Below are 26,544 nucleotides of genomic sequence, written 5' to 3' on the forward strand. Positions count from 1 at the left end.
TGGCGATACGGGCATGACACGCACCGCCCCTCGGCGCTACCTTGCTTGATGGCCGCCGCGGGGCTGCCGGGTGTCATGAGGAGGGTCCGTGCAGGACGGGGCGGCAGGCGGCGGGTCGGGGCGGGGCAGCGAGGGGCGCACAGGGCTTCTCAACGGTTTCGCGGCGTACGGGATGTGGGGGCTCGTGCCCCTCTTCTGGCCGCTGCTCAAGCCCGCCGGGTCCGTGGAGATCCTGGCCCACCGGATGGTGTGGTCGCTGGCCTTCGTCGGCGTCGCCATGCTCTTCGTACGCAAATGGGGCTGGGCGCGGGAGCTGTTGCGGCAGCCCAAGCGGCTCGGGCTCGTCGCCGTCGGCGCCGCCGTCATCACCGTCAACTGGGGCGTCTACATCTGGTCCGTGAACTCCGGGCATGTGGTCGAGGCCTCCCTGGGGTACTTCATCAACCCCCTGGTCTCCATCGCGCTCGGCGTGCTGCTGCTCAAGGAACGGCTGCGGCCCGCGCAGTGGACTGCCGTCGGAGTCGGACTCCTCGCCGTTCTCGTGCTGGCCATCGGGTATGGCCAGCCGCCCTGGATCTCGCTCGTGCTCGCGTTCTCCTTCGGCACGTACGGGCTCGTGAAGAAGAAGGTGAACCTCGGGGGGCTCGAGTCGCTCGCCGCCGAGACCGCCATCCAGTTCCTGCCCGCGCTCGCGTATCTGCTGTGGCTCGGTTCGCAGGGGCGGTCCACGTTCGCCTCCGAGGGAGCCGGGCACGCGGTGCTGCTGGCCTCGACCGGGCTTGTCACCGCCGTGCCGCTCGTGTGCTTCGGGGCTGCCGCGATCCGGGTGCCGCTTTCGACTCTCGGGCTGCTGCAGTACCTCGCGCCCGTCTTTCAGTTCCTGCTCGGGATCGTCTACTTCCATGAGGCGATGCCGGCTGAGCGGTGGGCCGGGTTCGGGCTGGTGTGGCTGGCGCTTGTCCTGCTGACCTGGGATGCGTTGCGCTCCGCTCGGGCCGGGCGGATGGCGTTGATCCGGGCGGAGGTCGCCGCTGCCGGGGTTCGGGACGACGCTCCGCCCGTTCAGCGGGAGTCGGCTGTGTAAAACCCGGCGATCCACCGGTCCGCCCCGTCGCGCGGGTGGACCGGGGCTCCGCCACGCCACGCCCCGTCGCGCGGGTGGACCGGGGTCCCGCCACGCCACGCCCCGTCGCGTGGGTGGACCGGGGTCCCGCCACGCCACGCCCCGTCGTGTGGGTCGCCCGGCGCGGAGTTCTGCAGCCGCGCCTCGCCCTGTTGCGTCGTGGGGCGGGGCCGTGACGGGGTACCTCCTCGGCCGGATCGGTGTCGTCGTCTCTTGTACGCCGTAGGCGCGTCATCCGGCGCGGAGTTCCCGCGGTGTCCTGCGGGGGCACCCCGCCACGTCCCCTCCCGTCGTATTGCGGCCGCGAGTGCGTGGGGCGTCTGGTTGGGGTGCAGCGCCGTCGCATTGCGACCACGAGTGCGTGGGGCGTCTGGTTGGGGTGCAGCGCCGTCGCATTGCGACCGCGAGTGCGGGGGGCGTCTGGTTGGGTGCGGCGCCGTCGGCTGTCGCCGCCTCCGCCAGCGGGTTCGCCGCCCCGCCGGCCGGGTCGCCGCCCGTCGCTGCCCTCGTCGCCTCGCCGCCCGCCCCGCCCTGGGCAACCTGCCCTCGCCTTAACCGACTTGGGCAATCTGCCGCCTTGGGCGGCAGGGTGGGCAAGGCGGCACCCCAGCGCCGGGCACCGTGAAATCCGGCCCGCAGGAAGGCCGGCTCCCGGCCGAGGCCGATCCCCCGTCGGCTGCCGCCCCGCTAGCGCCGGGGGCCGTGAAATCACGCCTCGCCGAGACCCGTTCCGGTCACGTCCGCTGGTTCGGCGGATTCCGTCGTGCGACCTCAGGACCAAGCCGCCCGGAATTCGAACACGGGTGACCGAAATACGCCCTTGACCGGGCCTCGGCTCACCAGGACCATCGGGCCACCTCAAATCCCCGTACACACCCAGGAACCAGGAGCCCCCCACATGCCCCTGCACCCCATACGCGTGCGGCTCGCAGCCGCGTCTCTGCTCACCGCCGCCACCCTCGTCACCGCTGTCGCCGCCCCGGTCGGCGCGGCGCCGGAGGCCGCCGCGGCGCCCGACATACCCGTGGCCTCGGTCAAGGCCCATCTCACCCAGTTCCAGTCCATCGCCACGGCCAACGGAGGCAACCGCGCCCACGGCCGCCCGGGCTACAAGGCCTCCCTCGACTACGTGAAGGGGAAGCTGGACGCGGCCGGGTTCACCACCTCTGTCAAGCAGTTCACGTCCGGCGGGCGTACCGGATACAACCTGGTCGCCGACTGGCCCGGCGGCGACACGAACCAGGTCGTCATGGCCGGCGCCCACCTCGACAGCGTCACCGCGGGCCCCGGTATCAACGACAACGGGTCCGGGTCCGCCGCGATCCTGGAGACCGCGCTCGCCGTCTCGCGCACCCAGTTCAAGCCGACGAAGCATCTGCGGTTCGCCTGGTGGGGCGCCGAGGAGCTCGGCATGGTCGGCTCGCGGAACTACGTCAACTCCCTTGCTGTCGCCGACCGGTCGAGAATCTCCGGTTACTTGAACTTCGACATGGTCGGGTCGCCCAACCCCGGCTACTTCGTGTACGACGACGATCCCGCCCTGGAGAAGGTCTTCAAGGACTTCTACGCCGGTCTGGGCATTCCCACCGAGATCGAGACCGAGGGCGACGGCCGCTCGGACCACGCCCCGTTCAAGAGCGCGGGCATCCCGGTCGGCGGGCTGTTCAGCGGCGCCGACTACACGAAGACCAGCGCTCAGGCCCAGAAGTGGGGCGGCACGGCGGGCAAGCGGTTCGACGCCTGCTACCACTCGTCCTGCGACACGGCCACGAACATCGACAGCACCGCTCTCGATCACAACAGTGACGCCGTCGCCCACGCCGTGTGGGAGCTCGCCGGGTAGTCCCGCGCCGCGGCGAGTCCGGCTTCCCCTGTCGCGATTTACTTGCGTGTGCATATACTGCATGCGCAAGTAAGTCGTGTCCGCGTCCCAGGGGGAGCCATGACCCACCGCGAATTCCTGTTCGTGCTCGGCAGCAGCCGGGCCGACGGCAACACCGAGATCCTCGCGCGCAGGGCCGCCGAGCAGCTGCCGCCCGGCGTCGGGCAGCGCTGGATCGACCTGGCCGCGCATCCGCTTCCCGATTTCGAGGATCTGCGGCACGACAGCGACCACGTGCGCCCGAAGGGTGATGACGTCGCGCTGCTGCTCGACGCCACCCTCGCCGCCACCGACATCGTCATCGCGTCGCCGCTGTACTGGTACTCGGTCTCCGCCTCCACCAAGCGCTACCTGGACTACTGGTCCGGCTGGCTGCGCACCCCGGGCCTCGACTTCAAGGCCACCCTCGCCGGGCGCACCCTGTGGGGCGTCACCGCCCTCGCGCACGAGGAGGAGGTCGTCGCGGAGCCGCTGGTCGGCACCTTGCGCAACTCGGCCGCGTACATGGGCATGCGCTTCGGCGGCGTGCTCCTCGGCAACGGCAGCAAGCCCGGCGACGTGCACAAGGACGTGGCGGCCTCGGCCCGCGCCAAGACGTTCTTCGCGCAGGAGGCCCCGCTCGCCTCGTTCCCGTACGCGCAGGGGTAGTTACGCGGTGACGTCCTTCGCCGTGAAGCGGGCCCAGGCCGCCGAGCCGAACACCGCCGCGTACAGCGCCTGGAGTTCGAAGTTCTTGGTCAGGTCGTCCCAGTAGACCGGGTCGCGCATCAGGTCGGCGAAGGACAGCCAGTAATGGGAGAAGAAGTACGGCTGCAGTGCGTGCAGTTGGGGGATCTGGTCGAGGATCTGGATCGTGATCAGCAGGCCCACCGTGGTCGCCATCGCCGCGATGCCGCTGTTGGTGAGGGTGGAGACGAAGAGGCCCAGGGCGGCGATGCCGATGAGGGACGCGGCCACTGCGAGAGCGATGAGGAACGCGCGCCACAGGCCCTCGCCGAAGCCGATCCGCGTACCGGAGATGGTGACCACATCGCCGAGCGGGAAGAGGATCGCTCCGGTGATCAGCGCCGAGACGGCCACGACCAGCGTCGCCACGACGCAGAACGCCATCGTCGTCGCGTACTTGGTGAGCAGGAGGCGGCCGCGGCCGGCCGGGGCGACGAGGAGGTAGCGCAGCGTCCCCGCGCTCGCCTCGCCGGCCACCGCGTCGCCCGCGATGACGCCGACCGCCATGGGGAGGAAGAACGGGAGCGTCGCCGCCAGAGCGGTGAAGACGAGGAACAGGCCGTTGTTCGTGATCTGCGCGATGAACGCCGGGCCGCCGCCGCCCTCGGGGCCTCCCCCGCCGAGCGATGAGCCGTCACCCGTCTCGATCCTCACCGCCGCGCCGATCAGGATCGGGACGCCCGCGAGGACCGCGAGCAGCGCCAGTGTGCGCCAGCGTCGGAACGTCGTGAACAGCTCGCTGCGCAGCAGGCCGAACGTCCACAGCGGGTTCACCCGCGGCGCGGTGCGGGCCGCTTCAGCCTGCGACATCGAAGCCCTCTCCGGTCAGGGCGACGAACGCGTCCTCCAGTGACGCCCGTTCCACGCCGAAGCCGCGGACGCGTACGCCCGCGGTGACCAGTGCTGTGTTCAGATCCGCCAAGTCCGTTCCGGGGGACGGTGGTTCGGCGGTGACGCGGTCGTCGGTCGTCTCCACGACGGTGATGCCGTGCTCCTTGAGCACGCGGGCCGCGTCGGCCGGGTCGGGGGTGGTGACGGTCAGGTTTCCCTTGGCGCCCGCGGCCAGTTCGGCCACCGGGCCCTGGGTGATCAGGCGGCCCTGCGTCATGACTGCGGCGTGCGTACAGACCTGCTCGATCTCGTCGAGGAGGTGGGAGGAGAGGAAGATGGTGGTGCCGTCGGAGGCCAACTCCCGTACGAGCGTTCTGATTTCTCTCATGCCTTGGGGGTCCAGGCCGTTCGTCGGCTCGTCCAGGACCAGCAGGCGGCGCGGCTGGAGCAGGGCCGCTGCCAGACCCAGGCGTTGTTTCATGCCGAGCGAGTACGCCTTCGCCTTCTTGGCCGCCGCGGCCGTCAGGCCCACCCGGTCCAGGGCCTCCGCGACCCGCGCCTTACGGGTGCGCGGGTCGGCGGTCGGGTCCGCGGCGTCGTAACGGAGCAGGTTGTCACGGCCGTTCAGGAACCCGTACAGGGCCGGGCCCTCGATGAGCGCGCCGACGTGCGGCAGGACGGCGCGGGTGGCGCGGGGCATCGGGCGGCCGAGGACCTGGGCGGTGCCCGCGGTCGGTTCGATCAGGCCCATCAGCATGCGGATGGTGGTGGTCTTGCCCGAACCGTTCGGCCCGAGGAAGCCGAAGACGGCGCCTTCCGGGACGGTCAGACTCAGCCGGTCGACGGCCGGCTGACCGCCGCGGTACCGCTTGGTGAGCTCCCGGGTCTCGATGACCGGCGCCATGTCCCTCCCTCATCAAGGATGGCGAGGGGGCGGTGCGCACCGCCCCCTCGCCACCGTCCACCGGTCCGTCAGCCCGCGTCGGCCGCCTTCACCAGTGCGTCCTTGGTGACCGCGCCCGCGTACACCTTCCCGTCCTGGGTGATCAGTACGTTCACCAGGCGGGTCGAGTACACGGTGCCCGAGCCGAACTTCCCCGTCACCTTGGAGCCCAGGGAGTCGAGGAACTTCTGCGCGTCGGCCGGCATCTCGCTCGACGCGGAGCCCGACGCCAGGCCCGCGGCGCCGGAGTCACCCGGCAGTTTCAGTTCGGCGACCGAGGTCCAGCCCTCGCCGATCACGTTCAGCCCGTCCAGGCCGGCGGCGCCCTTCGGTGCCTTCTCCGCCCGGTCGCGGCCCTGCCCGGACTGCTTGTCGGCCTCGGTGACCTTGGTGCCCTTCGACGGCTTGAAGTCGAAGGTGGACGCGGCCGGCTTGCCGAAGTCGACCTTGGTGAAGCCCGCGTCGACGACGGCCGCGCCGCCGCTCGCCGGGGTCAGCGTGAACTTCAGCGGCGTACCCGTCTTCGCGTCCACGGAGACCGTGACCGCGCCGACCGTCGAACCGGACTGCTTGGGCTTGATCTGCAGCCGGTAGGCGTCGCGGCCCGCGACCTGCGCCGTGCCGTCCACGGTGAACGACGTGGTGTCGCCGGACGCCTTGAGGATCTCGTCCGTGAGCTGCTTCGGCGTGGCCGGCACCTCGGTCGCGTGCTTCTTCGCACGGTCGCCGGACGCGGTCCGGGCGTCCTTCGCGTGGTACGCCTCGTCCGACCTGCTGTCGTACGCCCACACGTCCGCGCCGTTGTGGATCAGGCTGTATTCGGACGCGTCGTCCAGAACCGACAGCTTCTGCCGGTCCTGGCCGTCCGCCGCGACGCGCAGCGTGTGCGTGCCGGTGGCGAGCTCGGCCAGCTTCGCCTGCGGGTCGGCCGAGGAGGAGCCCTTGTCGCCGCCGGTGAGGCCGGAGGCCGCGCCGCCGAGCGACGGCAGGCCCAGATCGGTGTGGATCTTCACGGTGCCGGACAGCTGCTCGGTGTCCGATTTGGCGATCTTCTCGATGAGCTGCTGGGCGGTGATCTGCGGGAGATCCGGGTCGCCCGAGTCGGCGAGCGCCGGGACGAGCCCGATCGTCGCGGCGGCCACCCCCACCACGGCCACGGGGACCGCGTAACGGGCCACCTTGCGGCGCCCGGAGCCCTGGCTGTCTTCGGATTCGTACGGTGCCATGCTGTTGCCCTACCTCCGTGTTCGGCGGCGGCTTACCGTCCTGTGCACTCGTCGTCTGTCTGTCGGTTGCTCGTCCACCCCAAGCCGCCATTCTCACCCGAATTGGTCAGGAGTGGTGTACTCAATCTGACCAAACCGGCCACAGGGAAGCGTCAGACCCCAGGATCAACTCCGCGTACACCTACGGGATGACATGACGCGGCGACGCCTTCCCCGACCCGTAAGGGTGCCGGGGAAGGCGTCGCCGGTGACGCGCGGAGGGTCAGTCCGCCCGGTAAAGCTGGCCCCGGACGGCTCCGCCCGGGAATTCGGCCGTGTGCAGATTGGCGTAGAAGCCGGCCGGATCGGCGACGATCCGGTGCAGCAGGGCCCGGTCCCGGACGGTGACGGTGCCCGAGACGCCGTCCCGGTCGGCCTTGCCGAGGAGCTTGGTGAAGTCGACCTTGATGCCCCCGTTGACGCCCTCGGCGCCCTCGTGGATGTGCAGCATGACCGGCTTGCCGACGCGGTGCCACTTCGCGGTGACGGACACCTTGTCCCCCTGGATCTGTACGTACTCCACGGCCGAGCCGTCCATGTCGCCGACGGCGGGGCCGCCCTTGACCGGGACCTCGTCGGCCCCGTGGAGACGCGCCGCGAGAACGGTCTCCGGCGCGCCGCCGTCGGGCCGGCCGCGATCCGCGACGGCCGCGGGAACGGTCAGCGCCGCCGCGGTGAAGGCTGCCGCGCCGATACTCCCCGCGGCCAGCAGGATCCGTGTACCCATGGTCGGTTCCCCCCTGTCGAGCCGACGCCCCCTGCGTCGGCTTCCGGGTTGAGCGAACTGGTGCCACGCGCATGGCGGTACGGAGCGGGAGAAGCGGGTCCGCTCCGTCTCCCAGGGTGGCAGCAAGCGGCGCGTGCGAGGCGCACCAAGCCCGCCAATGAGAATCTGACCGGTTTCGCAGGGCCGGGGGGCGGCCCGGGCGGGTCAGCCCGCCCGGTGCACCACCGCGTCGCAGAGCTCCACCAGAGCCGCCTTCGCCTCGCACTCCGGGAGGGGGGCGAGGGCGGAGCGGGCCTCCTCGGCGTACCGGACCGTGTCGCGGCGGGCCTGCTCCAGCGCGGGGTGGGCGCGCAGCAGGGAGACCGCCTCGGTGAGCCGGTCGTCGTCCGCGAGGTCGGAGTCGAGCAGCTCGACCAGGGCCTGGTCCTCGGGCAGCCCGAGGAGCTCGGCGCGCTCGCGCAGCCGCAGCACCGGCAGCGTGGGGATGCCCTCGCGCAGGTCGGTGCCCGGGGTCTTGCCCGACTCGTGCGAGTCGGAGGCGATGTCGAGCACGTCGTCGGCGAGCTGGAAGGCGACGCCGAGCCGCTCCCCGTACTGGGTGAGGACGTCGACGACCGTCTCGTCGGCGCCGGACATCATCGCGCCGAAGCGGCAGGCCACCGCGATGAGGGAGCCGGTCTTGCCGCTGAGCACGTCCAGGTAGTGGTCGACGGGGTCGCGCCCGTCGGCCGGGCCCGCGGTCTCCAGGATCTGGCCGGTGACGAGGCGCTCGAACGCCTCCGCCTGGATGCGGACGGCGTCCGGGCCGAGGTCGGCCAGGATGTGCGAGGCGCGGGCGAAGAGGAAGTCCCCGGTGAGGACCGCGACGGAGTTGCCCCAGTGCTGGTTGGCGCTCTCCACGCCGCGCCGCACGTCGGCCTCGTCCATCACGTCGTCGTGGTAGAGCGTCGCGAGGTGGGTGAGCTCGACGACGACGGCTGAGGGCACGATGCCCGGCGCGTACGGGTCGCCGAACTGGGCGGCGAGCGTCACGAGCAGTGGCCTGAAGCGTTTGCCGCCGGCCCGGACCAGATGCTGGGCGGCCTCCGTGATGAAGGGGACCTCGCTCTTGGTCGCTTCGAGCAGTCCCTCCTCGACAGCCACCAAACCAGCCTGGACATCGGCTTCGAGAGCCTGGTCCCGAACGCTAAGACCGAAAGTCCCGACGACGGTCACGAGAGGTTCTCCTGTCTGCTGACGAACACGACGCTCACATGGCGAACTCGGTCGATGATTCGGCCGATCATTTGGTCGTCGACCCGGTTTGTCGATGTGTCGCTGCCATCACTCAAGTCAGCGTATCCGGTCGCGTTTCGATCACAGGGGGCGCCTGCCCGGACAGCCCAGACCAGGCGGCCCGGTGACGCCCCCGGTATGTTGCTGATCAGCCCATACGACCGGGAGTACACGCTTTGTCCCGCACCACTACCGACCCCGAGCCCGCGGCCGAGCCGCCGCCGGGCGACGACACGGCCTTCTTCGGGCAGCCACGCGGGCTGCTCACACTGTCGGGCCTGGAGGTCTGGGAACGCTTCTCGTTCCTGGGCATGCAGGCCATTCTCGTGCTGTTCTTCGCCGACACCGTCGCACATGGCGGCATGGGCATGGACCCCGGCACGGCGGCATCGGTCTCGGCCGCGTACGGAACCCTCGTCTACCTGGTCTCCGTCGCGGGCGGCTGGCTCGCCGACCGGATCCTCGGCTCGTACCGCGCCGTCCTGTGGGGCGGCATCCTCATCGCCTGCGGCCACTACTCGATGGCGGTGCCCACGCCGACGATGACGTGGGTCGGCCTCGGCCTGATCAGCGCCGGTACCGGGCTGCTCAAACCGAACGTGGCCTCCATGGTCGGCAAGCTCTACCGCACCGACGACGAGCGGCGCGACGCCGGCTTCGCGCTGTACTACATGGGCATCAACATCGGCGCGTTCGCCGGACCGCTGATCACCGGCTGGCTCGGCGACCACAAGGGCTGGCACTGGGGCTTCTCCGCGGCCGCGATCGGCATGACCCTCGGTCTGATCCAGTACGTCGCCGGCCGGCGTCACCTGGCCGGACGCAAGAACGCCGCCGAGTACGCGCTGGCGCCCGAGGGGATGCGCCGCGCGGTGCGGACGATCATCGTCGGCGCCGTCGTGGTGGCCGCGCTCGCCGTGCTCCTGTCCGCGGTCGGCTGGCTGACCATGGACCGCTTCGTCGACTGCCTCACGGTCATCTCGGTGATCGCGCCGATCGTGTACTTCACCGTGATGTTCCGCAGCCCGCGCGTCACGCCCGAGGAGCGCGGCCACCTGCGCCCCTACCTGGTGCTGTTCGTCGGGTCGGTCGCCTTCAACTTCATCCTCTTCCAGGCCTACTCGACGATGATCCTGCTGGCCTCGACCAACGCCGAGACGACCATTTTCGGCCTGCACTTCCCGGCCAGCTGGTACGCCTCCGCGCTGGGCGCCTTCGAGGTCGCCCTGGCGCCCGTGGTGGCGGGCGTGTGGGCGCGGATGGGCCCGCGCCAGCCGCACGCCTCCAACAAGATCGCGTTCGGCGTGATCCTGGGCGGCCTGTCGTTCCTGCTCATGGTCCTGCCGACCTCGGGCCACAGCGACGACACGTACAAGATGGCGGTCTGGTGGATCGTCGGCTCGTACCTGCTGCTCGGGCTCGGCGACATCCTCGTGGAGACCTCGGGCATGTCGGCGACGACCAAGCTCGCCCCCCAGGCCTTCGCCAGCCAGACCATGTCGCTCTGGTTCCTGTCGCTCGCCCTCGCCAACGGCATCCAGGCACAGACCGTGAAGCTCTACGGCGAGGTCTCCAACTCCGCGTACTTCGGCGTCAACGGCGCCATCGCCGTCGCCGTCGGCATCGCCGTGATCGCCCTGGCGCCTTGGCTGCGCCGCACCATGCACCCCGTTCACTGAGGCCGAGGCCATCGAGGTTTTCCCATGAGCACTCCGAAGATCCAGACGACATTCCCCTACGGGACGACCCGCGAGGACATCCGCGTACCCCTCTCGGACGGGACGACGCTCTTCGCGCGCGTCTGGCGCCCGGTGACCGACGAGCCGGTGCCCGTCCTCCTCGAATACCTTCCGTACCGCCTCTCCGACTGGACGGCGCCGCGCGACTGGCAGCGCCACCCCTGGTACGCCGGGCACGGCTACGCCTCCGTCCGTGTCGACGTGCGCGGACACGGCAACTCCGAGGGCATGCCCGGCGACGAGTACGACGCGCAGGAACTCGCCGACGGCGTCGAGGTCGTCAACTGGCTCGCCGCGCAGCCCTGGTCGAGCGGCAAGGTCGGCATGTTCGGCATCTCCTGGGGCGGCTTCAACTCCCTGCAGATCGCGGCCCTCGCGCCCGAGCCGCTCAAGGCGATCGTCACCGTCTGCTCCACGGACGACCGCTATGACAACGACGTGCACTACATGGGTGGTTCCGTCCTCGCCGTGGACATGCACGCGTGGGCGGCGACGATGCTCGCCTTCGTGTCGCGCCCGCCGGACCCGGCCTACGTCGGCGAGGGCTGGCGCGACATGTGGGTCGACCGCCTGGAGGCCGTCGACCCGTTCATCCACACCTGGCTGAAACACCAGACGCGCGACGAGTACTGGCGCCACGGCAGCGTCTGCGAGGACTACTCGGCGATCAAGGCCGGCGTCCTCGCGGTCGGCGGCTGGCACGACCCGTACCGCGACACCGTGCTCCGCCTCGTGGAGGCCCTCCCCGACGAGCAGGTGCGCGGCCTCATCGGGCCGTGGTCGCACCAGTACCCGGACCGCGGCCTGCCGCCGGGCCCGGCCATCGGCTTCCTCCAGGAGACGCTGCGCTGGTGGGACCACTGGCTCAAGGGCGACGACACCACGGGGGTGATGTCCGAGCCCAAGCTCCGCTCCTGGATCAGCGACTCGCACCCGCCGGCGACGGTCTACGCGGAGCTGCCAGGACGCTGGGTCGGCGACCCCTCCTGGCCCTCGCCGAACGTCTCCCCCGTCTCCTACGCGCTCCAGGGCAGCCCCGTCCTGGTCCGCTCCCCGCAGCAGACGGGCCTCGACGCGGGCCGCTTCTTCCCGTTCGGCAACGACGCGGACCTGCCGCCCGACCAGCGGGACGAGGACGCGAAGTCGTCCTGCTTCGAGTTCGAAGTGCCCTCGGACACCCGGGTGTTGGGACGGCCGCGCGTGACGGCGCGGATCACCCTCGGGGTGCCGCGCGGCCAGGTCGTGGCCCGCCTCTGCGATGTCGCGCCGGACGGCTCCTCCACGCTGGTCACCCGCGGCGTGCTCAACCTGTCGTCGCGGCACGGCCGGGCGGCGTCGCTGCCCTGGGTGCCGGGCACGACCGAGGACGTCACGTTCGACCTGAACGGCATCGGCCACGTCTTCCCCGCCGGGCACCGCATCCGCCTCGCGGTCTCCTCGACGTACTGGCCCTGGATCTGGCCCCAGCCGGGCTCGGCGTCCGGTTTCACCCTCGACCCGGTAGGCAGCTCGCTCGAACTGCCGGTGCGCTCCGCCGCATCGGGCGGGACGATCTCCTTCGGCGACCCCGAGCAGTCGGAGCCGCTCGGGGTCGTCTACCCGGCCTCGCTCGACGAGCAGCGGCCCGAGCGGCTGGTCGTACGCGATGTCGCCAAGGGCGAATGGCGCCTGGAGGTCGACCCGCGGTACGGCGGTACGCGGGTGTACCCCGACGGCCTCGAATTCACCGAGGACGCCGTGGAGACGTACGTCATCGAGGAGGACGACCCGCTGTCGGCCCGCACCCGCTCGGACTGGTCGATCCGGCTGCACCGGCCGGAGATCGGGTGGGACGCGACGGTGCAGACCCGGTCCGAAATCGCTTGCACGGAAATGGAGTTCGTCACGTCGAGTGAGGTGGTGTGCCGGGACAGGGGCGAGGTGGTGTTCCACCGGACGTGGGAGGAACGGATTCCGCGGACGGCGGGTTGAGCCTCGCCCGGCCGCGGCTATGACACGGGCTCCCGCCCGTACAGCCGCTCCAGCACCGCGGCCACCCCGTCGTCCTCGTTCGACGACGTCACCTCCGCGGCCACGGCCTTGAGTTCGGGATGCGCGTTCGCCATGGCCACCCCGTGGGCCGCCCAACCGAACATCGGCACATCGTTCGGCATGTCACCGAAGGCGACGGTGTCGGCGGCCCCGACGCCGATCCGCTCGGCCGCCAGGCTCAGGCCCGTCGCCTTCGTCACGCCGAACGGCTGGAGTTCGACCGTGCCGGGGCCCGACATGGTGACGGACGCCAGCGGGCCGACCGCGGCACGGGCCACGGCCGCCAACTCGTCGTCGCTCAGCTCCGGGTGACGCAGCAACACCTTGCTGATGGGCTCCGCCCACAGGTCGGCGCGGCGGTCGACCCGGACGGCCGGAAGCGTGGGGTGCGGCATCAGGTACTGCGGCTCGATGAGCGTGCGGCCGTGGACGCCGTCCTGGTCGACGGCCGCGTACACCTGCCCGATCTCCGCCTCGATCTTCCCGAGCGCCTGCTCGGCCAGCTCCCGCTCCAGCGTCAGCGACCACACCAGCCGGTCGTTCACGGCGTCGTACAACTGCGCCCCCTGCGCGCACACGGCGAGTCCGTCGGAGCCGCCCAGGCCGTCGAGGAGCGCCTTGACGCGCGGCGCGGGACGGCCCGTCACCACGATGTGCCGGGCACCGGCCGCGGCGGCTCTCGCGAGGGCGGCCCGTGTGCGGTCGGAGACCGTGTCGTCGCCGCGGAGCAGCGTTCCGTCCAAGTCCGTGGCGATGAGGGCATATGCGGGTGCGGCCATGATCCGAAGAATACGGACCGCCCGCCCGGGCGGGCCGTCGAGTACCGGCCGTGTGGTGCGGGTGTGGTATTGCGTCACGGGAGGCGGCGCCGGGGCGCCCCGGGCCCCGCTCGTACCGGTGCTCTTTTCAGGTCAGGAGCCGGTGACCTGCCACCGTCGCACCACGTCCCTTGGACAGTGAGCCACGTGCCGTCGCCGAGCGCGATCGGGTCGGGGAAGTCCGTACCGGGGCAGTGGCTCCCGGCGGTCGGCCGCAGCGTACGGCCGTCGAGCAGCAGGTGCCGTGCCGTCTCGGACCACTCCTCCTCGGCCTCGACGACGGTGCCGGACTGCCCGCGCTCGTGGCGGCTGAGCCACGCACCTCCCACATGACCTTGAGGAAGGTCCCGATGAAATCCAGAACGTCGTCCGGCCAGCCCGGAATCGTATGGCCCATCCCAGTAACCCCCGTTGCCACAACACCATTTCGACGTCCGTCGCGGCAGTGATGCGCTGGCGCAGCATGGGCAGTGACGCATCCGGCCGAACGACAGTTGCGGAAGGCGACGCATGGGCAGAGGGGGCCACAGAGGTTCAGGGGATACGGCCCTCGCGGCCGCGCACGGATGGAGAACCGGGAGAACCCACCCGTGCGCGGCCGCGAGAGCGGCGGGCTCAGCCGTGTGCTCCCGCCAGGTGCCGGGCCAGCCGCGGTGACGCGAACACCGTGCCGCACACGAAACGCATCACCGGGCCGTACGAGGACCCGCCGAGCATGCCCGTGAAGTACAGCCCGGGGACGGACGAGACGTAGCCGGCGCCGAGCCGCGGTGTCCCCCGGCTGACGGCTGTCCGCGTACGCAGCCCGTCCCCCAGGAACGGCATCGCCGCCAGGTCCACGCGGTATCCCGTCGCCGCGATCACATGGTCCGAGGCCAGCTCCTGGCGGCGGCCGCCGTGTGTGCGGACGGTCAGGACGGGCGCCCCGTCCGAGACCGAGGCACGCTCGACGGCGGCGACGTTCCGCACCGTCACCTTCCCCTCGAACCGCTCGCGCAGCCACCACGCACCCATCGGTCCGAGCACCCGCTTGACGAGGAAGTGCCGCGCCTGTGGCGGCAGTTGACGGTACTGGTGCGGGTAGTACGAGAGCGCGTACAACGACCAGGCCCGGCCGAACGGCGTCTCCGGGCGGAACTTCGGCTGGTCCCACGGCGGCGCGCCGAACCGCACCCGGCCCTGGCCGCGGGCCACCACCTTCACGGTCGCTCCGGTCTCCGCCGCGAGCGCGGCCGTCTCCAGGGCGGACTGGCCCGCCCCGACCACGGTCAGCTCCTTGCCCGCGAACCGGGACAGGTCGTGGTGCTGGGCGCTGTGCGAGAGCGGGCCCGTGGGGCTGGGTCCGTCGGGCACGGCCGCGGCGAGCTCGCGCGGCAGATGCTCCAGGCCGGACAGGCCCGTGGCGACGACCACGGCCCGCGCCGTGAACTGCTCGCCCGAGTCGAGCTTCACCTCGAACCCGGCCCGGCCGTGCCGGTCCACGGAGACGACACGGACGCGCTCCAGGTCGGGCACCAACTGCTGCTGGAACCAGTCCCCGTAGGCGACGAACACCTCGGCGGAGATCAGGTCCTCGTCGGTGACGAGACGCTTGATGCCGGCCGCGTCGCAGTAGTCGACCAGGTCGTGACCGCGCTGCGGAGCGTCGATGTTCGACGCGGACGGGACGGACTTCAGGATCATGCCTTCGGGCATGTGCGAGCGCCAGCTCACCATGGGTTCGCCGAAGACTCTGACGGGGATGCCACGCGCCCTCAGATGAGCGGCGGTGGACAGGCCGTAGGGGCCCGCCCCGATGACAGCAACCGGATGGATCACGAAGTCCCTCCCCAGGACGGAGCAGCGTCACATTCTTCGTGTGTCCGGCCCCCGCGGTTCAGGCGGGTGAACCGGATGCGCTGCCGCGGCGGTTGGTCCGCCACAGTTGGTAGAGATGCCGCGCCCCTGGCCGTACGAAGCGGGCGAGCATCGTGAAGAACGGCCGCGGATCGTCGGCCGCCCACCACGCCAGCTCCGTGCCGCTCGCGCGGGCCGGGGCGTGCGGGGTCGTATAGCCACTGCGCCGGTAGGCGAGCAGGGCCGGCAGGTCGATGTTCTCGACCACGTACCGATACCCGGCCCGCTGTTCCCCCTCCGGGACGTCGCGGCCGGTCAGCGACAGGTGCATGGCGCGGACGACGTCCACGCCGGCCTCGCTCTCGAACAGGCGGAACTGGGCGCCCATCCGCGGATTGAAGTCGAGCAGCTTGTACTGTCCGTCGCGCCGGTCGAAGCGCAGGTCGAGGTCGATGATGCCGGTGAAGCCGATCTGCTTGATGAAACGCGCGGCGATGTCCGCGAGTTCCGGATTGTCGACGACGTACGCGTGCGCGGTCATGCCCGCGTGCGGCGGCCACGAGCGGACCTTCACACCGGTGAACAGGGCGCGGGGCGTGGAGTCCTGGTCGAAGTAGGCGTGCACGATCCAGTCCTCGGCGTCCTCGCGCGGCAGATACTCCTGGAGGATCACGCCGGGCCGCTCGCCCCAGTCACGGGCGAGCGCCCGCAGGCCGTCGGGGGACGCGATCCTCGTCGTCCCGTTCACCGCCGGGCTGCTGCGGCGCGTGAACGCCTCCCGGTTCTTCGCGACGACCGGGAACCTCGCTCTCCGGGCGAACTCCTCGATCTCCGCGCGGCTCGCCGGGAACTCGGCGGCCGGCGACGGGATCCCGTGCTCCACGCACAGCTCGTGCAGCCCTTGCTTGCTGGCCAGGCGGCGCGGCAGCTCCCGCTCCACGCGCGGGAAGAGAAACCCCGCCCCGGCCAGCAGGTCCTGGTGCTCGGCGATGAGGACCGCCGCTTCCTCGTCGGTCGGGATCAGCACCGTGGGCCGCCCGATGCGGCGCGCGATGCGCAGCAGCCCTTCGACCAGGCGTCCTGGCTCCTCCGCCCCGGTGGTCCGCCAGGGAAAGGCCCGGTGCAGATAGCGCGAGGCCGCCGCGGGCGTGTACCGGTCCTCGGTGATCGCGTACATGGGCACACCGAGCCGCCCCAGACTGCGGATCGCCCCCACGCCTCCGTGGTGCAGCGGGTAGTCGCCGAATTTGACGATGAGCCCCGGCACGTCCCGGTCCACGGCGAACGGCATATTTCCGGCGCCGCTCCGAGCACTGCCGGCACTCCTGGCCACGGGTCCCCCCACGTGTCCTGTTCCCCCCCATAAGAACCCGGACCCACCCCGTCCGCGTCCACCGGACATAGACGCTAAGCCGGAACCGACCACTCCATCAACGGGTCATTCGGACATTGCGAACTCTTTAGGCACTGCCCGAACCCGTGTCTCCCACGTAACGTGACCCGCAATCGATGGAAAGTGAGGCAGGTCGGTATGGCTGTCACGCCCGAGCACACCCCGCTCGACCTCCCCGAAGGCGATCCCTTCGGCCCGCACAACCTTCCCTACGGGATCTTCTCCCTCGGCACCGACGGCACCCGCGGCACCGAGGGCTCCGCCAACTCCGTTGGCACCGGCGGCTCCGGCGGTCCCGACGGCGTGCGCCGGGTCGGCGTGCGCCTCGGCGACCACGTCCTGGACGCGGGCGCGGCGGCCGCGGCCCTCGGCTCCCCCTACGTCTCGCTCCTGGCCCGGCCGAGCCTCAACTCCCTGATGGCGGCGGGCCGTACGGCGTGGTCCGACGTACGGCGTGCGCTGACCGCCTGGGTGACGGTGCCCGCCCACCGCGAGACCGTCCTGCCCTTCCTGCACCCGCTCTCCTCGGTCACGCTGCACCTCCCCTTCGACGTCGCGGACTACGTCGACTTCTACGCCTCCGAGAACCACGCCTCGAACCTCGGCCGGCTCTTCCGCCCCGACGAGGAGCCGCTGAAGCCCAACTGGAAGCACCTGCCGGTGGGTTATCACGGCCGGGCCGGCACCGTTGTCGTCTCCGGAACCGACGTGGTACGTCCCTCGGGCCAGCGCAAGAGCCCGGCCGACCCCGCCCCGGTCTTCGGCCCCTCGGTCCGCCTCGACATCGAGACGGAGGTCGGGTACGTGGTCGGAGCCCCCTCCGCGCAGGGCACCACGGTGCCGCTGTCCTCCTACCGCGACCACGTCTTCGGCCTGTGCCTCCTCAACGACTGGTCGGCGCGCGACATCCAGTCCTGGGAGACGGTGCCGCTCGGCCCGCACCTCGGCAAGTCGTTCGCCACGTCGATCTCCGCGTGGATCACGCCGCTCGACGCGCTGGACGCGGCGCGCGTGCCCGCACCGGCGCGCACGGTGCCGCTGCTCCCCTACCTGGACGACGCCGAGCCGTCCCTGGACCCCGCCGGCTACGACCTGCGCATCACGGTCTCCCTGAACGGCCACGTCATCTCCGAGCCCCCCTTCTCCGGCATGTACTGGACGGGCGCCCAGATGCTGGCCCACATGACGGTCAACGGCGCCTCCCTGCGCACCGGCGACCTCTATGGCTCCGGCACCATCAGCGGCACCGAGGAGCATGAGCGCGGCTCGCTCATCGAGATGACCTGGAACGGGCAGCACCCCCTCGAACTCCCCGACGGCAAGCGGGGCTTCCTGGAGGACGGCGACGTGGTGACCCTGACGGCGTGGGCACCCGGCCCGCACGGCACCCGGGTGGGCCTCGGCGACGTGACCGGCAGGATCATCGCGCCCCGTTGAGAGCGCGGCCCCGGCGCGGGTGGCAGATCTACCCCACCCGCGCCCCATCGCCGCAGGTCACAACCTGACCGCCACAGGCCCCCGGTGGCGCGACACAACAGCGGCACCACCTTCGCCCGCCCCCGGCTGCCGTCCGTCGCATGCCCGCCGCAGACCGCGTACGAGACCCCACGGGAGCCGGGGCGACCACCGCCGCCGCCCGGACGGCCCGCCGCAGCCCCAGGTCGAGTACAAGTTGCGCCGCTTCGTGAACGACTACGTGGCGCCGCCCAAGTCCGGCGCGCGGCTCTCCCCCGCCGTCGAGCACGTCGAACGCATGCGGGCCGACATCGCCGCCATGGGCGCCCGCACCCCGCACCAACTGATGCGGTGCGCCGAGGTGTCGTTCATCCGCGACTGCGCCGAGATGGCCGCCCGCTCCTCGCTGGCCCGCACCGAATCGCGCCGGGGCCTCTACCACGAGCGCACCGACCATCCGGCGCGCGACGACGCCCAGTGGTTCCACCACCTCGACCTCCACAAGTCCCCCGTCGGCGCCATGGAGTTCACGGCGGCGACCCGGACATCGAGGTACGCGTCGCCGCGGTACGGGCCCTGGTGTCCGTCGACGCCCTGGACGTACTGGCCTCGGCCACCGGCGATCCGGCCCACGAGGTACACGTCGCCGTGGCCCGGGGACTGGCCGCCCCCGAGGCCCTGGCGCCGCTCCTGGCCGACCCGGACGCCCTGGTCCGCGCGGTGACCACCTTGAGCGGCGCGGGCTGTCCGCCTCCGTACGAGGCGTCGGCCATCGCGGCCCTCGGCGATCCGGCCTGGCAGGTGCGCGCGGGCGCGGCCACGGCTCTCGGCGCCGCCGCGCGTACCGGCCCCGCGATCGAGGCGCTCACCGGGGCACTGGACGACGGGAACGCGGACGTCCGCAAGGCCGCCGTCCTCGCGCTACGCCGTCACGCCCCCGCCGCGCCCCTCGCCCGCGCGGCCCTGGCGACGGCCGCCGAGGACTCGGACGCGGATGTCAGGGCGTACGCGGCCCGCCCCGTGTGAACCCGCACCGTGTGAATCCGCGCGGTCTGAGACGTACGTGATGTGCGGTGCCGGTGCGGCGGGCCGTGCGCCCTGCACGCGCACGGCGCAAGGAACCGGCCCTCGCCACCACAGCCTCCCCCGTCACCAGTCGATCTCATCGAACTCGGGCTCCGGCTCGGGCTCCGACCCGAAGTACGACTCCCGCTGCGGCTCGCTCCGCTCCGGCTCCGTCCGCTCCGCACCCTGGCCGCCGCCGTCGAGCGCGGCGCCCAGGGCCCCGAGCACTCCTTCGCCCCACGTCGCCAGCTTCTTCTCGCCGACCCCGCCGATCGTGCCCAACTGAGCGAGCGACGTGGGCCGTTGAACGGCGATCTCCTTGAGCGTCGCGTCGTGGAAGATGACGTACGCCGGGACCCCGTTCTCCTTGGCCTGCGCCCCGCGCCAGGACCGCAGCGCCTCGAAGACGGGCAGCAGCTCCTCGGGCAGATCGGCGGCGGGCGACTTGGCCTTGCGGTCGCGCGCGGTGGCCCGCGTCGCCGCCTTCGGGGCCTCCTTGCGCAGCCGCACCTCGCGCTGCCGCCCGAGCACGCTCGCGCTCTCCTCGGTGAGCACCAGCGTCCCGTACTCGCCCTCGACCGCGATGAGCGACTGAGCCAGCAACTGCCGCACCACACCCCGCCATTCGGTCTCGCTCAGCTCCTCGCCGATACCGAACACGGAGAGCTGGTCGTGGTCGAACTGGATGATCTTGGCAGTGCGCCGTCCCAGCAGGATGTCGATGATCTGGCCCGCGCCGAACTTCTGTCCGCGCTCGCGCTGCAGCCGCACCACAGTGGAGAGGATCTTCTGCGCGGCGACGGTGCCGTCCATGGTCTCGGGCGGCGTCAGACACGTGTCGCAGTTGCCGCAGGCCTCGGTCGCGTCCTGGCCGAAGTAGGTCAGGAGCTGGGTGCGGCGGCACTGGGCGGTCTCGCACAGCGCCAGCATCGAGTCGAGGTGGGCGGAGGCACGGCGGCGGAACGCCTCGTCCCCCTCCCCCATGTTGATCAGCTTCCGCTGCTGGACGACGTCCTGCAGTCCGTAGGCCATCCAGGCCGTGGACGGCAGCCCGTCCCGCCCGGCGCGGCCGGTCTCCTGGTAGTACCCCTCGACGGACTTCGGCAGGTCCAGGTGGGCGACGAACCGGACGTCGGGCTTGTCGATGCCCATGCCGAACGCGATGGTCGCGCAGACGACCAGTCCCTCCTCGCGAAGGAACCGGGACTGGTGCCTGGCGCGCGTGCCCGCGTCGAGGCCGGCGTGGTACGGCACCGCCTCGATCCCGTTCCGGCAGAGGAACTCGGCCGTGGCCTCCACCGACTTGCGCGACAGGCAGTACACGATGCCCGCGTCGCCCTCGTGCTCCTGCTTGAGGAAGGTGAGCAGCTGCTTCTTCGGGTCGGCCTTGCCGACGATGCGGTACTGGATGTTCGGCCGGTCGAAGCTCGCCACGAAGTGCTTGGCGTCCGGCATGCCCAGGCGCTGGGTGATCTCCTGGTGCGTGGCGTGCGTCGCCGTCGCCGTCAGGGCGATGCGCGGGACGTCCGGCCAGCGCTGCCCGAGCACCGACAGCGTCAGATAGTCCGGGCGGAAGTCGTGGCCCCACTGCGCGACACAGTGCGCCTCGTCGATGGCGAAGACGGAGATCTTGCCGCGGGAGAGCAGGTCGAGCGAGGAGTCGAGCCGCAGCCGCTCCGGTGCCAGGTAGAGCAGGTCAAGCTCGCCCGCGAGGAACTCGGCCTCGACGGTGCGCCGCTCGTCGAAGTCCTGCGTCGAGTTCATGAACCCGGCGCGCACTCCGGCCGCCCGCAGCGCGTCCACCTGGTCCTGCATCAGCGCGATCAGCGGGGACACGACGACCCCGGTGCCGGGCCTGACGAGCGCCGGGATCTGGTAGCAGAGCGACTTGCCGCCGCCGGTCGGCATGAGGACGACGGCGTCCCCGCCGGCCACCACGTGGTCGATGACCGCTTCCTGCTCGCCGCGGAAGGCGTCGTACCCGAAGACGCGGTGGAGCGTGCCCAGCGCCTCGCTGCCGACGCCCTCACCGCCAAAGCTCTCACCGTCGAAGCTCTCGCCGCTGATGCTTCCGGCACGCTCGACGTCCTCGCGCTCCGTCACCTCGCTCATACCCTCAGTCCCATTCATCGCCTGTTTCCCCGCGCGCCGTGGCTCGACGTCTCCCGCCACGATAGGGGTCCGCGCCGACAACCCTCGAAGTTATCCACAGGCCCGGACGTCAAAGTGCCCGGCACCCCTTCCGAGGGGCACCGGGCACCGGAACATTCGTACGACCGCGGCAGCGGCTACCGCTACTGCTATCGGACGAAGACGCTCGCCTGACTCGCCAGGTCCAGGAAGTACTGCGGCGCGAGGCCGAGCACGACCGTGACCGCGACGCCCACCGCGATCGTCGTCATCGTCAGCGGTGAGGGCACGGCGACGGTCGGCCCGTCCGCCTTCGGCTCGCTGAAGAACATGACGACGATCACCCGGATGTAGAAGAACGCGGCGATCGCCGACGACACCACACCGACCACGACGAGCGCGCCCGCGCCGCCCTCGGCCGCGGCCTTGAACACCGCGAACTTCCCAGCGAACCCGGAGGTCAGCGGGATACCGGCGAAGGCGAGGAGGAAGACCGCGAAGACCGCCGCCACCAGCGGCGAGCGCCGTCCGAGCCCCGCCCACTTCGACAGGTGCGTCGCCTCGCCGCCCGCGTCGCGCACCAGCGTCACCACGGCGAAGGCGCCGATCGTGACGAAGGAGTACGCGCCCAGGTAGAAGAGGACCGACGAGACGCCGTCGGGGCTCGTGGCGATGACACCGGCCAGGATGAAGCCGGCGTGCGCGATGGACGAGTAGGCGAGGAGCCGCTTGATGTCGGTCTGGGTGATCGCGACGATCGCGCCCGCGAGCATCGTGACGATGGCGACGGCCCACATGACCGGCCGCCAGTCCCAGCGGAGCCCCGGCAGGACGACGTAGAGCAGGCGCAGCAGCGCACCGAACGCGGCGACCTTCGTGGCGGCCGCCATGAAGCCGGTGACCGGCGTCGGGGCGCCCTGGTAGACGTCCGGGGTCCACATGTGGAAGGGGACGGCGCCGACCTTGAACAGCAGGCCCATGACGACGAGCGCCATGCCGATGAGCAGCAGCGCGTCGTTGCCCATGGTGTCGGCGAGGGCCGGGTCGATGTTCTGCACGGAGCCGTCGGCGACGCTCGCGATGGTGGCGTACGAGACCGAGCCCGCGTAGCCGTACAGCAGCGCGATGCCGAACAGGGTGAAGGCCGAGGCGAACGCGCCGAGCAGGAAGTACTTGACCGCGGCCTCCTGCGACATGAGCCGCTTGCGGCGGGCCACGGCGCACAGCAGGTAGAGCGGGAGGGAGAAGACCTCCAGGGCGACGAAGAGCGTCAGCAGGTCGTTCGCCGCGGGGAAGACCAGCATCCCGCCGATCGCGAAGAGGACGAGCGGGAACACCTCGGTGGTGGTGAACCCGGCCTTCACGGCGGCCTTTTCGCTGTCGCTGCCGGGTACGGAGGCGGCCTGCGCGGCGAAGGAGTCGACGCGGTTGCCGTGCGCCTCCGGGTCGAGCCGCCGCTCCGCGAACGTGAAGACCGCGACGATACCGGCCAGCAGGATCGTCCCCTGGAGGAAGAGCGCCGGACCGTCGACGGCGATCGCGCCCATGGCCGCGATGTGCGCCTTCGTCGTGCCGTATCCGCCGGCCGCGAGGCCCACGACCGCCGCGAAGGCGGCGGCGAGCGCGACGACCGACAGGAACACCTGTACGTAGTAACGGGACTTGCGGGGCACGAAGGCCTCGACCAGGACCCCCAGGACGGCGGCACCGATGACGATCAAGGTCGGGGACAATTGCCCGTATTCGATCTTCGGTGCGTCGATCTTGGAGATCGGATCGGCGGCAGTTGTCCACAGGCTGTGGACGGCTGAAGCGCTCACTTGTGGGCCGCCTCCACTTCCGGCTTCGGGTCCTTCTTCTGGACGTCGGACATGGTGTGCTTGACCGCCGGGTTCACCAGCTCGGTGAGCGGCTTCGGATACACACCCAGGAAGATCAGTACGGCGATCAGCGGGACCACGACGGCGAGCTCACGCACCCGCAGGTCGGTGATGCCCTCGGTCGACGGCTTCACCGGGCCGGTCATGGTGCGCTGGTAGAGGACCAGCGTGTAGAGCGCGGCGAGGACGATGCCGAAGGTGGCGATGATGCCGATCACCGGGTAGCGCGTGAACGTGCCGACCAGGACCAGGAATTCACTCACGAACGGGGCGAGCCCCGGCAGCGAGAGCGTCGCGAGTCCGCCGATCAGGAACGTGCCGGCGAGCACCGGGGCGACCTTCTGCACACCCCCGTAGTCCGCGATGAGACGCGAGCCGCGACGCGAGATCAGGAACCCCGCGACGAGCATCAACGCGGCAGTGGAAATACCGTGGTTGACCATGTAGAGCGTCGCGCCGGACTGGCCCTGGCTGGTCATCGCGAAGATGCCCATGATGATGAAGCCGAAGTGCGAGATCGACGCGTACGCCACCAGGCGCTTGATGTCGCGCTGGCCGACCGCGAGCAGCGCTCCGTAGATGATGCTGATCAGGGCGAGCACCAGGATGACCGGTGTCGCCCACTTGCTCGCCTCCGGGAACAGCTGGAGGCAGAAGCGGAGCATCGCGAACGTGCCGACCTTGTCGACAACTGCCGTGATCAGTACGGCGACCGGGGTCGTGGCCTCGCCCATCGCGTTCGGCAGCCAGGTGTGCAGCGGCCACAGCGGGGCCTTCACCGCGAAGGCGAAGAAGAAGCCGAGGAAGAGCCACCGCTCGGTGTTGGTCGCCATGTCGAGCGAGCCGTTGGCCCGGGCCGCCGCGATCTCCTGGAGCGAGAAGTTCCCCGCCACCACGTAGAGGCCGATGACGGCCGCCAGCATGATGAGGCCGCCGACGAGGTTGTAGAGGAGGAACTTGACGGCCGCGTACGAGCGTTGCGTGGCCGCCTCCTTCTCGCCGTGCGGGCCCGCGCGGTCACCGAAGCCGCCGATGAGGAAGTACATCGGGATGAGCATGGCTTCGAAGAAGATGTAGAAGAGGAAGACGTCGGTGGCCTCGAAGGAGATGATCACCATCGCCTCGACCAGCAGGATCAGGGCGAAGAAGCCCTGCGTCGGCCGCCACCGGGTGCTTCCCGTCTCCTGCGGGTCCGCGTCGTGCCACCCGGCGAGGATCACGAACGGGATGAGCAGTGCGGTCAGCGCGACGAGCGCGACGCCGATGCCGTCGACTCCCAGTTCGTAACGGACCCCGAAGTCCGCGATCCACGCGTGGGATTCGGTGAGTTGGTACCGGCCGCCGCCCGGGTCGAAACGGATCGCGACCACCGCCGCGAGGACGAGTGTCCCGACCGAGACGAGGAGCGCGAGCCACTTGGCCGCGGTGCGCTGTTTCGCCGGCACGGCGGCCGTGGCGATCGCGCCCACGGCGGGGAGCACCGCTGTCGCTGTCAGCAGAGGAAAGGACATCGGTATCAGACCGCCCTCATCAGCAGGGTCACGGCGGTGATGAGCGCCGCACCGCCGAACATCGAGACGGCGTACGAGCGCACGTAGCCGTTCTGGAGCTTGCGCAGCCGGCCGGAGAGGCCGCCCACGGAAGCCGCCGTCCCGTTGACCACTCCGTCGACCAGGGTGTGGTCGACGTAGACCAGCGAGCGCGTCAGGTGCTCGCCGCCGCGTACGAGGACGACGTGGTTGAAGTCGTCCTGGAGCAGGTCGCGGCGGGCGGCCCGGGTGAGCAGCGAACCGCGTGGGGCGACGGCCGGGACCGTGCGGCGCCCGTACTGGAGCCAGGCGAAGCCCACACCGATCACCAGGCACACCATGGTGGCGCCGGTGACGACGCCCGCGCTGATCGGAGGGTGGCCGTGCTCGTGGCCGGTGACGGGCTCCAGCCAGTTCAGGAAGCGGTCGCCGATGGAGAAGAAGCCACCCGCGAACACCGAACCGATGGCGAGCACGATCATCGGGACCGTCATGGAGGACGGCGACTCGTGCGGGTGCGGATCGTGGCCGTCGGCATCCGGCTGCCAGCGCTTCTCGCCGAAGAACGTCATGATCATCACGCGGGTCATGTAGAACGCGGTGATGGCCGCGCCGAGGAGAGCGACGGAGCCGAGGATCCAGCCTTCCGTCCCGCCCTTGGCGAAGGCCGCCTCGATGATCTTGTCCTTGGAGAAGAAGCCGGACAGACCCGGGAAGCCGATGATGGCGAGATACCCGAGGCCGAACGTCACAAAGGTGACCGGCATGTACTTCCTGAGGCCGCCGTACCTGCGCATGTCGACCTCGTCGTTCATGCCGTGCATGACCGAACCGGCGCCGAGGAAGAGCCCGGCCTTGAAGAAGCCGTGCGTCACCAGGTGCATGATCGCGAAGACGTAGCCGATCGGGCCGAGGCCGGCGGCGAGGATCATGTAGCCGATCTGCGACATCGTCGAGCCCGCGAGGGCCTTCTTGATGTCGTCCTTCGCGCAACCGACGATCGCACCGAACAGCAGCGTCACCGCGCCGACGATCGTGACGACCAGCTGCGCGTCGGGGGCGGCGTTGAAGATCGCCCCGGACCGCACGATCAGGTACACACCTGCGGTGACCATGGTCGCGGCGTGGATGAGGGCCGAGACCGGTGTCGGGCCCTCCATCGCGTCCCCGAGCCAGGACTGCAGCGGGACCTGCGCCGACTTGCCGCACGCGGCGAGCAGCAGCATCAGGCCGATCGCGGTGAGCTTGCCCTCGGACGCGTCACCGACGCTGTCGAGCACCGGCGTGAAGGCGAACGTCCCGAAGGTCGTGAACATCAGCATGATGGCGATCGACAGACCCATGTCGCCGACGCGGTTGACCAGGAACGCCTTCTTCGCGGCGGTGGCCGCGCTCGGCTTGTGCTGCCAGAAGCCGATGAGGAGGTACGAGGCGAGGCCCACGCCCTCCCAGCCGACGTACAGCAGCAGGTAGTTGTCGGCGATGACCAGCAGGAGCATCGCCGCGACGAACAGGTTCAGGTAGCCGAAGAAGCGGCGGCGCCGCTCGTCGTGCTCCATGTACCCGATCGAGTAGATGTGGATCAGGGTGCCCACGCCGGAGATCAGCAGCACGAACGTCATCGACAGCTGGTCCAGCTGGAAGGCGACGTCCGCCTGGAAACCCTCGACGGGAATCCAGCTGAACAGGTGCTGGCTGAACGTGCGGTCGTCCGGGCTCTTGCCGAGCATGTCGGAGAAGAGCACGACGGCGATCACGAAGGAGGCGGCCGCGAGCAGCGTGCCGAGCAGATGACCCACCCGGTCCAACGCCCGCCCACCGCACAGCAGTACGGCCGCTCCGAGCAGGGGCGCCGCTACCAGCAGCGCAATCAAGTTCTCTGCATTCATGTGGTTC

The 26,544-nt window shown here is 70.7% G+C and carries 19 protein-coding genes and 1 pseudogene; 7 read left to right on the forward strand and 13 right to left on the reverse strand.

The window, feature by feature from the left end; all coding sequences use genetic code 11:
* Positions 1-172: 172 nt before the first annotated feature.
* The 3 genes from rarD to AB0J02_RS07785 all read left to right on the forward strand — a co-directional run bounded on the left by rarD (position 173) and on the right by AB0J02_RS07785 (position 3,653).
* On the forward strand, positions 173-1,084 hold the full coding sequence (rarD, locus tag AB0J02_RS07775) for an EamA family transporter RarD (protein ID WP_363193029.1): 912 nt from the start codon (positions 173-175) through the stop codon (positions 1,082-1,084).
* Positions 1,085-2,021: 937 nt separating this feature from the next.
* Positions 2,022-2,966, forward strand: a complete 945-nt coding sequence (locus tag AB0J02_RS07780) for a M28 family metallopeptidase (RefSeq protein ID WP_363192691.1) — start codon at positions 2,022-2,024, stop codon at positions 2,964-2,966.
* A gap of 99 nt (positions 2,967-3,065) precedes the next feature.
* Entirely contained in the window at positions 3,066-3,653 is a 588-nt protein-coding gene (locus AB0J02_RS07785; protein WP_363192692.1) for an NAD(P)H-dependent oxidoreductase, read from the forward strand.
* On the opposite strand, the gene AB0J02_RS07790 is transcribed toward AB0J02_RS07785, so the two are convergent.
* From AB0J02_RS07790 to AB0J02_RS07810, 5 genes are all read right to left on the reverse strand, one after another.
* Entirely contained in the window at positions 3,654-4,541 is an 888-nt protein-coding gene (locus AB0J02_RS07790) for an ABC transporter permease (RefSeq protein ID WP_363192693.1), read from the reverse strand. It abuts the gene before it with no gap.
* Positions 4,528-5,466 carry an ABC transporter ATP-binding protein gene (locus AB0J02_RS07795; protein WP_363192694.1) on the reverse strand — a complete coding sequence of 313 codons (939 nt, stop codon included), beginning with the start codon at positions 5,464-5,466 and terminating at the stop codon, positions 4,528-4,530. The genes AB0J02_RS07790 and AB0J02_RS07795 overlap by 14 nt, the downstream gene beginning before the upstream one ends.
* Before the next feature lie 68 nt (positions 5,467-5,534).
* Positions 5,535-6,731 (reverse strand): DUF2092 domain-containing protein, encoded by a 1,197-nt coding sequence (locus tag AB0J02_RS07800; RefSeq protein WP_363192695.1) that lies wholly within the window; start codon positions 6,729-6,731, stop codon positions 5,535-5,537.
* A gap of 262 nt (positions 6,732-6,993) precedes the next feature.
* Positions 6,994-7,497 carry a CHRD domain-containing protein gene (locus AB0J02_RS07805; RefSeq protein WP_363192696.1) on the reverse strand — a complete coding sequence of 168 codons (504 nt, stop codon included), beginning with the start codon at positions 7,495-7,497 and terminating at the stop codon, positions 6,994-6,996.
* 204 nt (positions 7,498-7,701) lie between these two features.
* Positions 7,702-8,712: a polyprenyl synthetase family protein gene (locus AB0J02_RS07810; protein ID WP_363192697.1), complete on the reverse strand. Its 1,011-nt coding sequence runs from the start codon at positions 8,710-8,712 to the stop codon at positions 7,702-7,704.
* A gap of 236 nt (positions 8,713-8,948) precedes the next feature.
* Here AB0J02_RS07810 and AB0J02_RS07815 point away from each other — a divergent pair, with 236 nt between their 5' ends.
* Both AB0J02_RS07815 and AB0J02_RS07820 read left to right on the forward strand, forming a co-directional pair.
* On the forward strand, positions 8,949-10,451 hold the full coding sequence (locus AB0J02_RS07815) for a peptide MFS transporter (protein WP_363192698.1): 1,503 nt from the start codon (positions 8,949-8,951) through the stop codon (positions 10,449-10,451).
* Positions 10,452-10,475: 24 nt separating this feature from the next.
* Positions 10,476-12,482, forward strand: coding sequence for a CocE/NonD family hydrolase (locus AB0J02_RS07820; RefSeq protein WP_363192699.1), 2,007 nt, complete (start codon positions 10,476-10,478; stop codon positions 12,480-12,482).
* Positions 12,483-12,499: 17 nt separating this feature from the next.
* Here AB0J02_RS07820 and AB0J02_RS07825 read toward each other — a convergent pair whose 3' ends face one another.
* From AB0J02_RS07825 to AB0J02_RS07840, 4 genes are all read right to left on the reverse strand, one after another.
* On the reverse strand, positions 12,500-13,321 hold the full coding sequence (locus AB0J02_RS07825; protein WP_363192700.1) for an HAD family hydrolase: 822 nt from the start codon (positions 13,319-13,321) through the stop codon (positions 12,500-12,502).
* A 74-nt stretch (positions 13,322-13,395) separates the two neighbouring features.
* The gene (locus AB0J02_RS07830) at positions 13,396-13,689 is read right to left on the reverse strand and encodes a hypothetical protein (RefSeq protein ID WP_363192701.1); all 294 of its coding nucleotides are present in this window, start codon (positions 13,687-13,689) and stop codon (positions 13,396-13,398) included.
* Between the two features lie 286 nt (positions 13,690-13,975).
* The gene (locus tag AB0J02_RS07835; protein WP_363192702.1) at positions 13,976-15,178 is read right to left on the reverse strand and encodes an FAD-dependent oxidoreductase; all 1,203 of its coding nucleotides are present in this window, start codon (positions 15,176-15,178) and stop codon (positions 13,976-13,978) included.
* Positions 15,179-15,236: 58 nt separating this feature from the next.
* A complete protein-coding gene (locus tag AB0J02_RS07840; protein ID WP_363192703.1) occupies positions 15,237-16,487 on the reverse strand; it encodes an ATP-grasp domain-containing protein in 1,251 nt (416 codons plus the stop codon).
* A gap of 240 nt (positions 16,488-16,727) precedes the next feature.
* Between AB0J02_RS07840 and fahA the strand changes: the two genes are divergently transcribed.
* Positions 16,728-18,026: a fumarylacetoacetase gene (fahA, locus tag AB0J02_RS07845; RefSeq protein WP_363192704.1), complete on the forward strand. Its 1,299-nt coding sequence runs from the start codon at positions 16,728-16,730 to the stop codon at positions 18,024-18,026.
* A 199-nt stretch (positions 18,027-18,225) separates the two neighbouring features.
* Positions 18,226-19,070, forward strand: a pseudogene (locus tag AB0J02_RS07850) (HEAT repeat domain-containing protein); the annotation flags it as partial.
* Positions 19,071-19,193: 123 nt separating this feature from the next.
* Here the strand turns inward: AB0J02_RS07850 and recQ are convergent.
* The 4 genes from recQ to nuoL form a co-directional block, all read right to left on the reverse strand.
* On the reverse strand, positions 19,194-21,221 hold the full coding sequence (gene recQ / locus AB0J02_RS07855; RefSeq protein ID WP_363192705.1) for a DNA helicase RecQ: 2,028 nt from the start codon (positions 21,219-21,221) through the stop codon (positions 19,194-19,196).
* A gap of 188 nt (positions 21,222-21,409) precedes the next feature.
* Positions 21,410-23,059 (reverse strand): NADH-quinone oxidoreductase subunit NuoN, encoded by a 1,650-nt coding sequence (gene nuoN / locus AB0J02_RS07860; protein ID WP_363192706.1) that lies wholly within the window; start codon positions 23,057-23,059, stop codon positions 21,410-21,412.
* Positions 23,056-24,630, reverse strand: coding sequence for an NADH-quinone oxidoreductase subunit M (locus tag AB0J02_RS07865; protein WP_363192707.1), 1,575 nt, complete (start codon positions 24,628-24,630; stop codon positions 23,056-23,058). The genes nuoN and AB0J02_RS07865 overlap by 4 nt, the downstream gene beginning before the upstream one ends.
* Positions 24,631-24,635: 5 nt before the next feature.
* A complete protein-coding gene (gene nuoL, locus AB0J02_RS07870; protein WP_363192708.1) occupies positions 24,636-26,537 on the reverse strand; it encodes an NADH-quinone oxidoreductase subunit L in 1,902 nt (633 codons plus the stop codon).
* Between the last annotated feature and the right edge of the window lie 7 nt (positions 26,538-26,544).

Origin of the sequence: Streptomyces sp. NPDC050264 (genome assembly GCF_040655895.1) — a bacterium.
Lineage (GTDB): Bacteria > Actinomycetota > Actinomycetes > Streptomycetales > Streptomycetaceae > Streptomyces.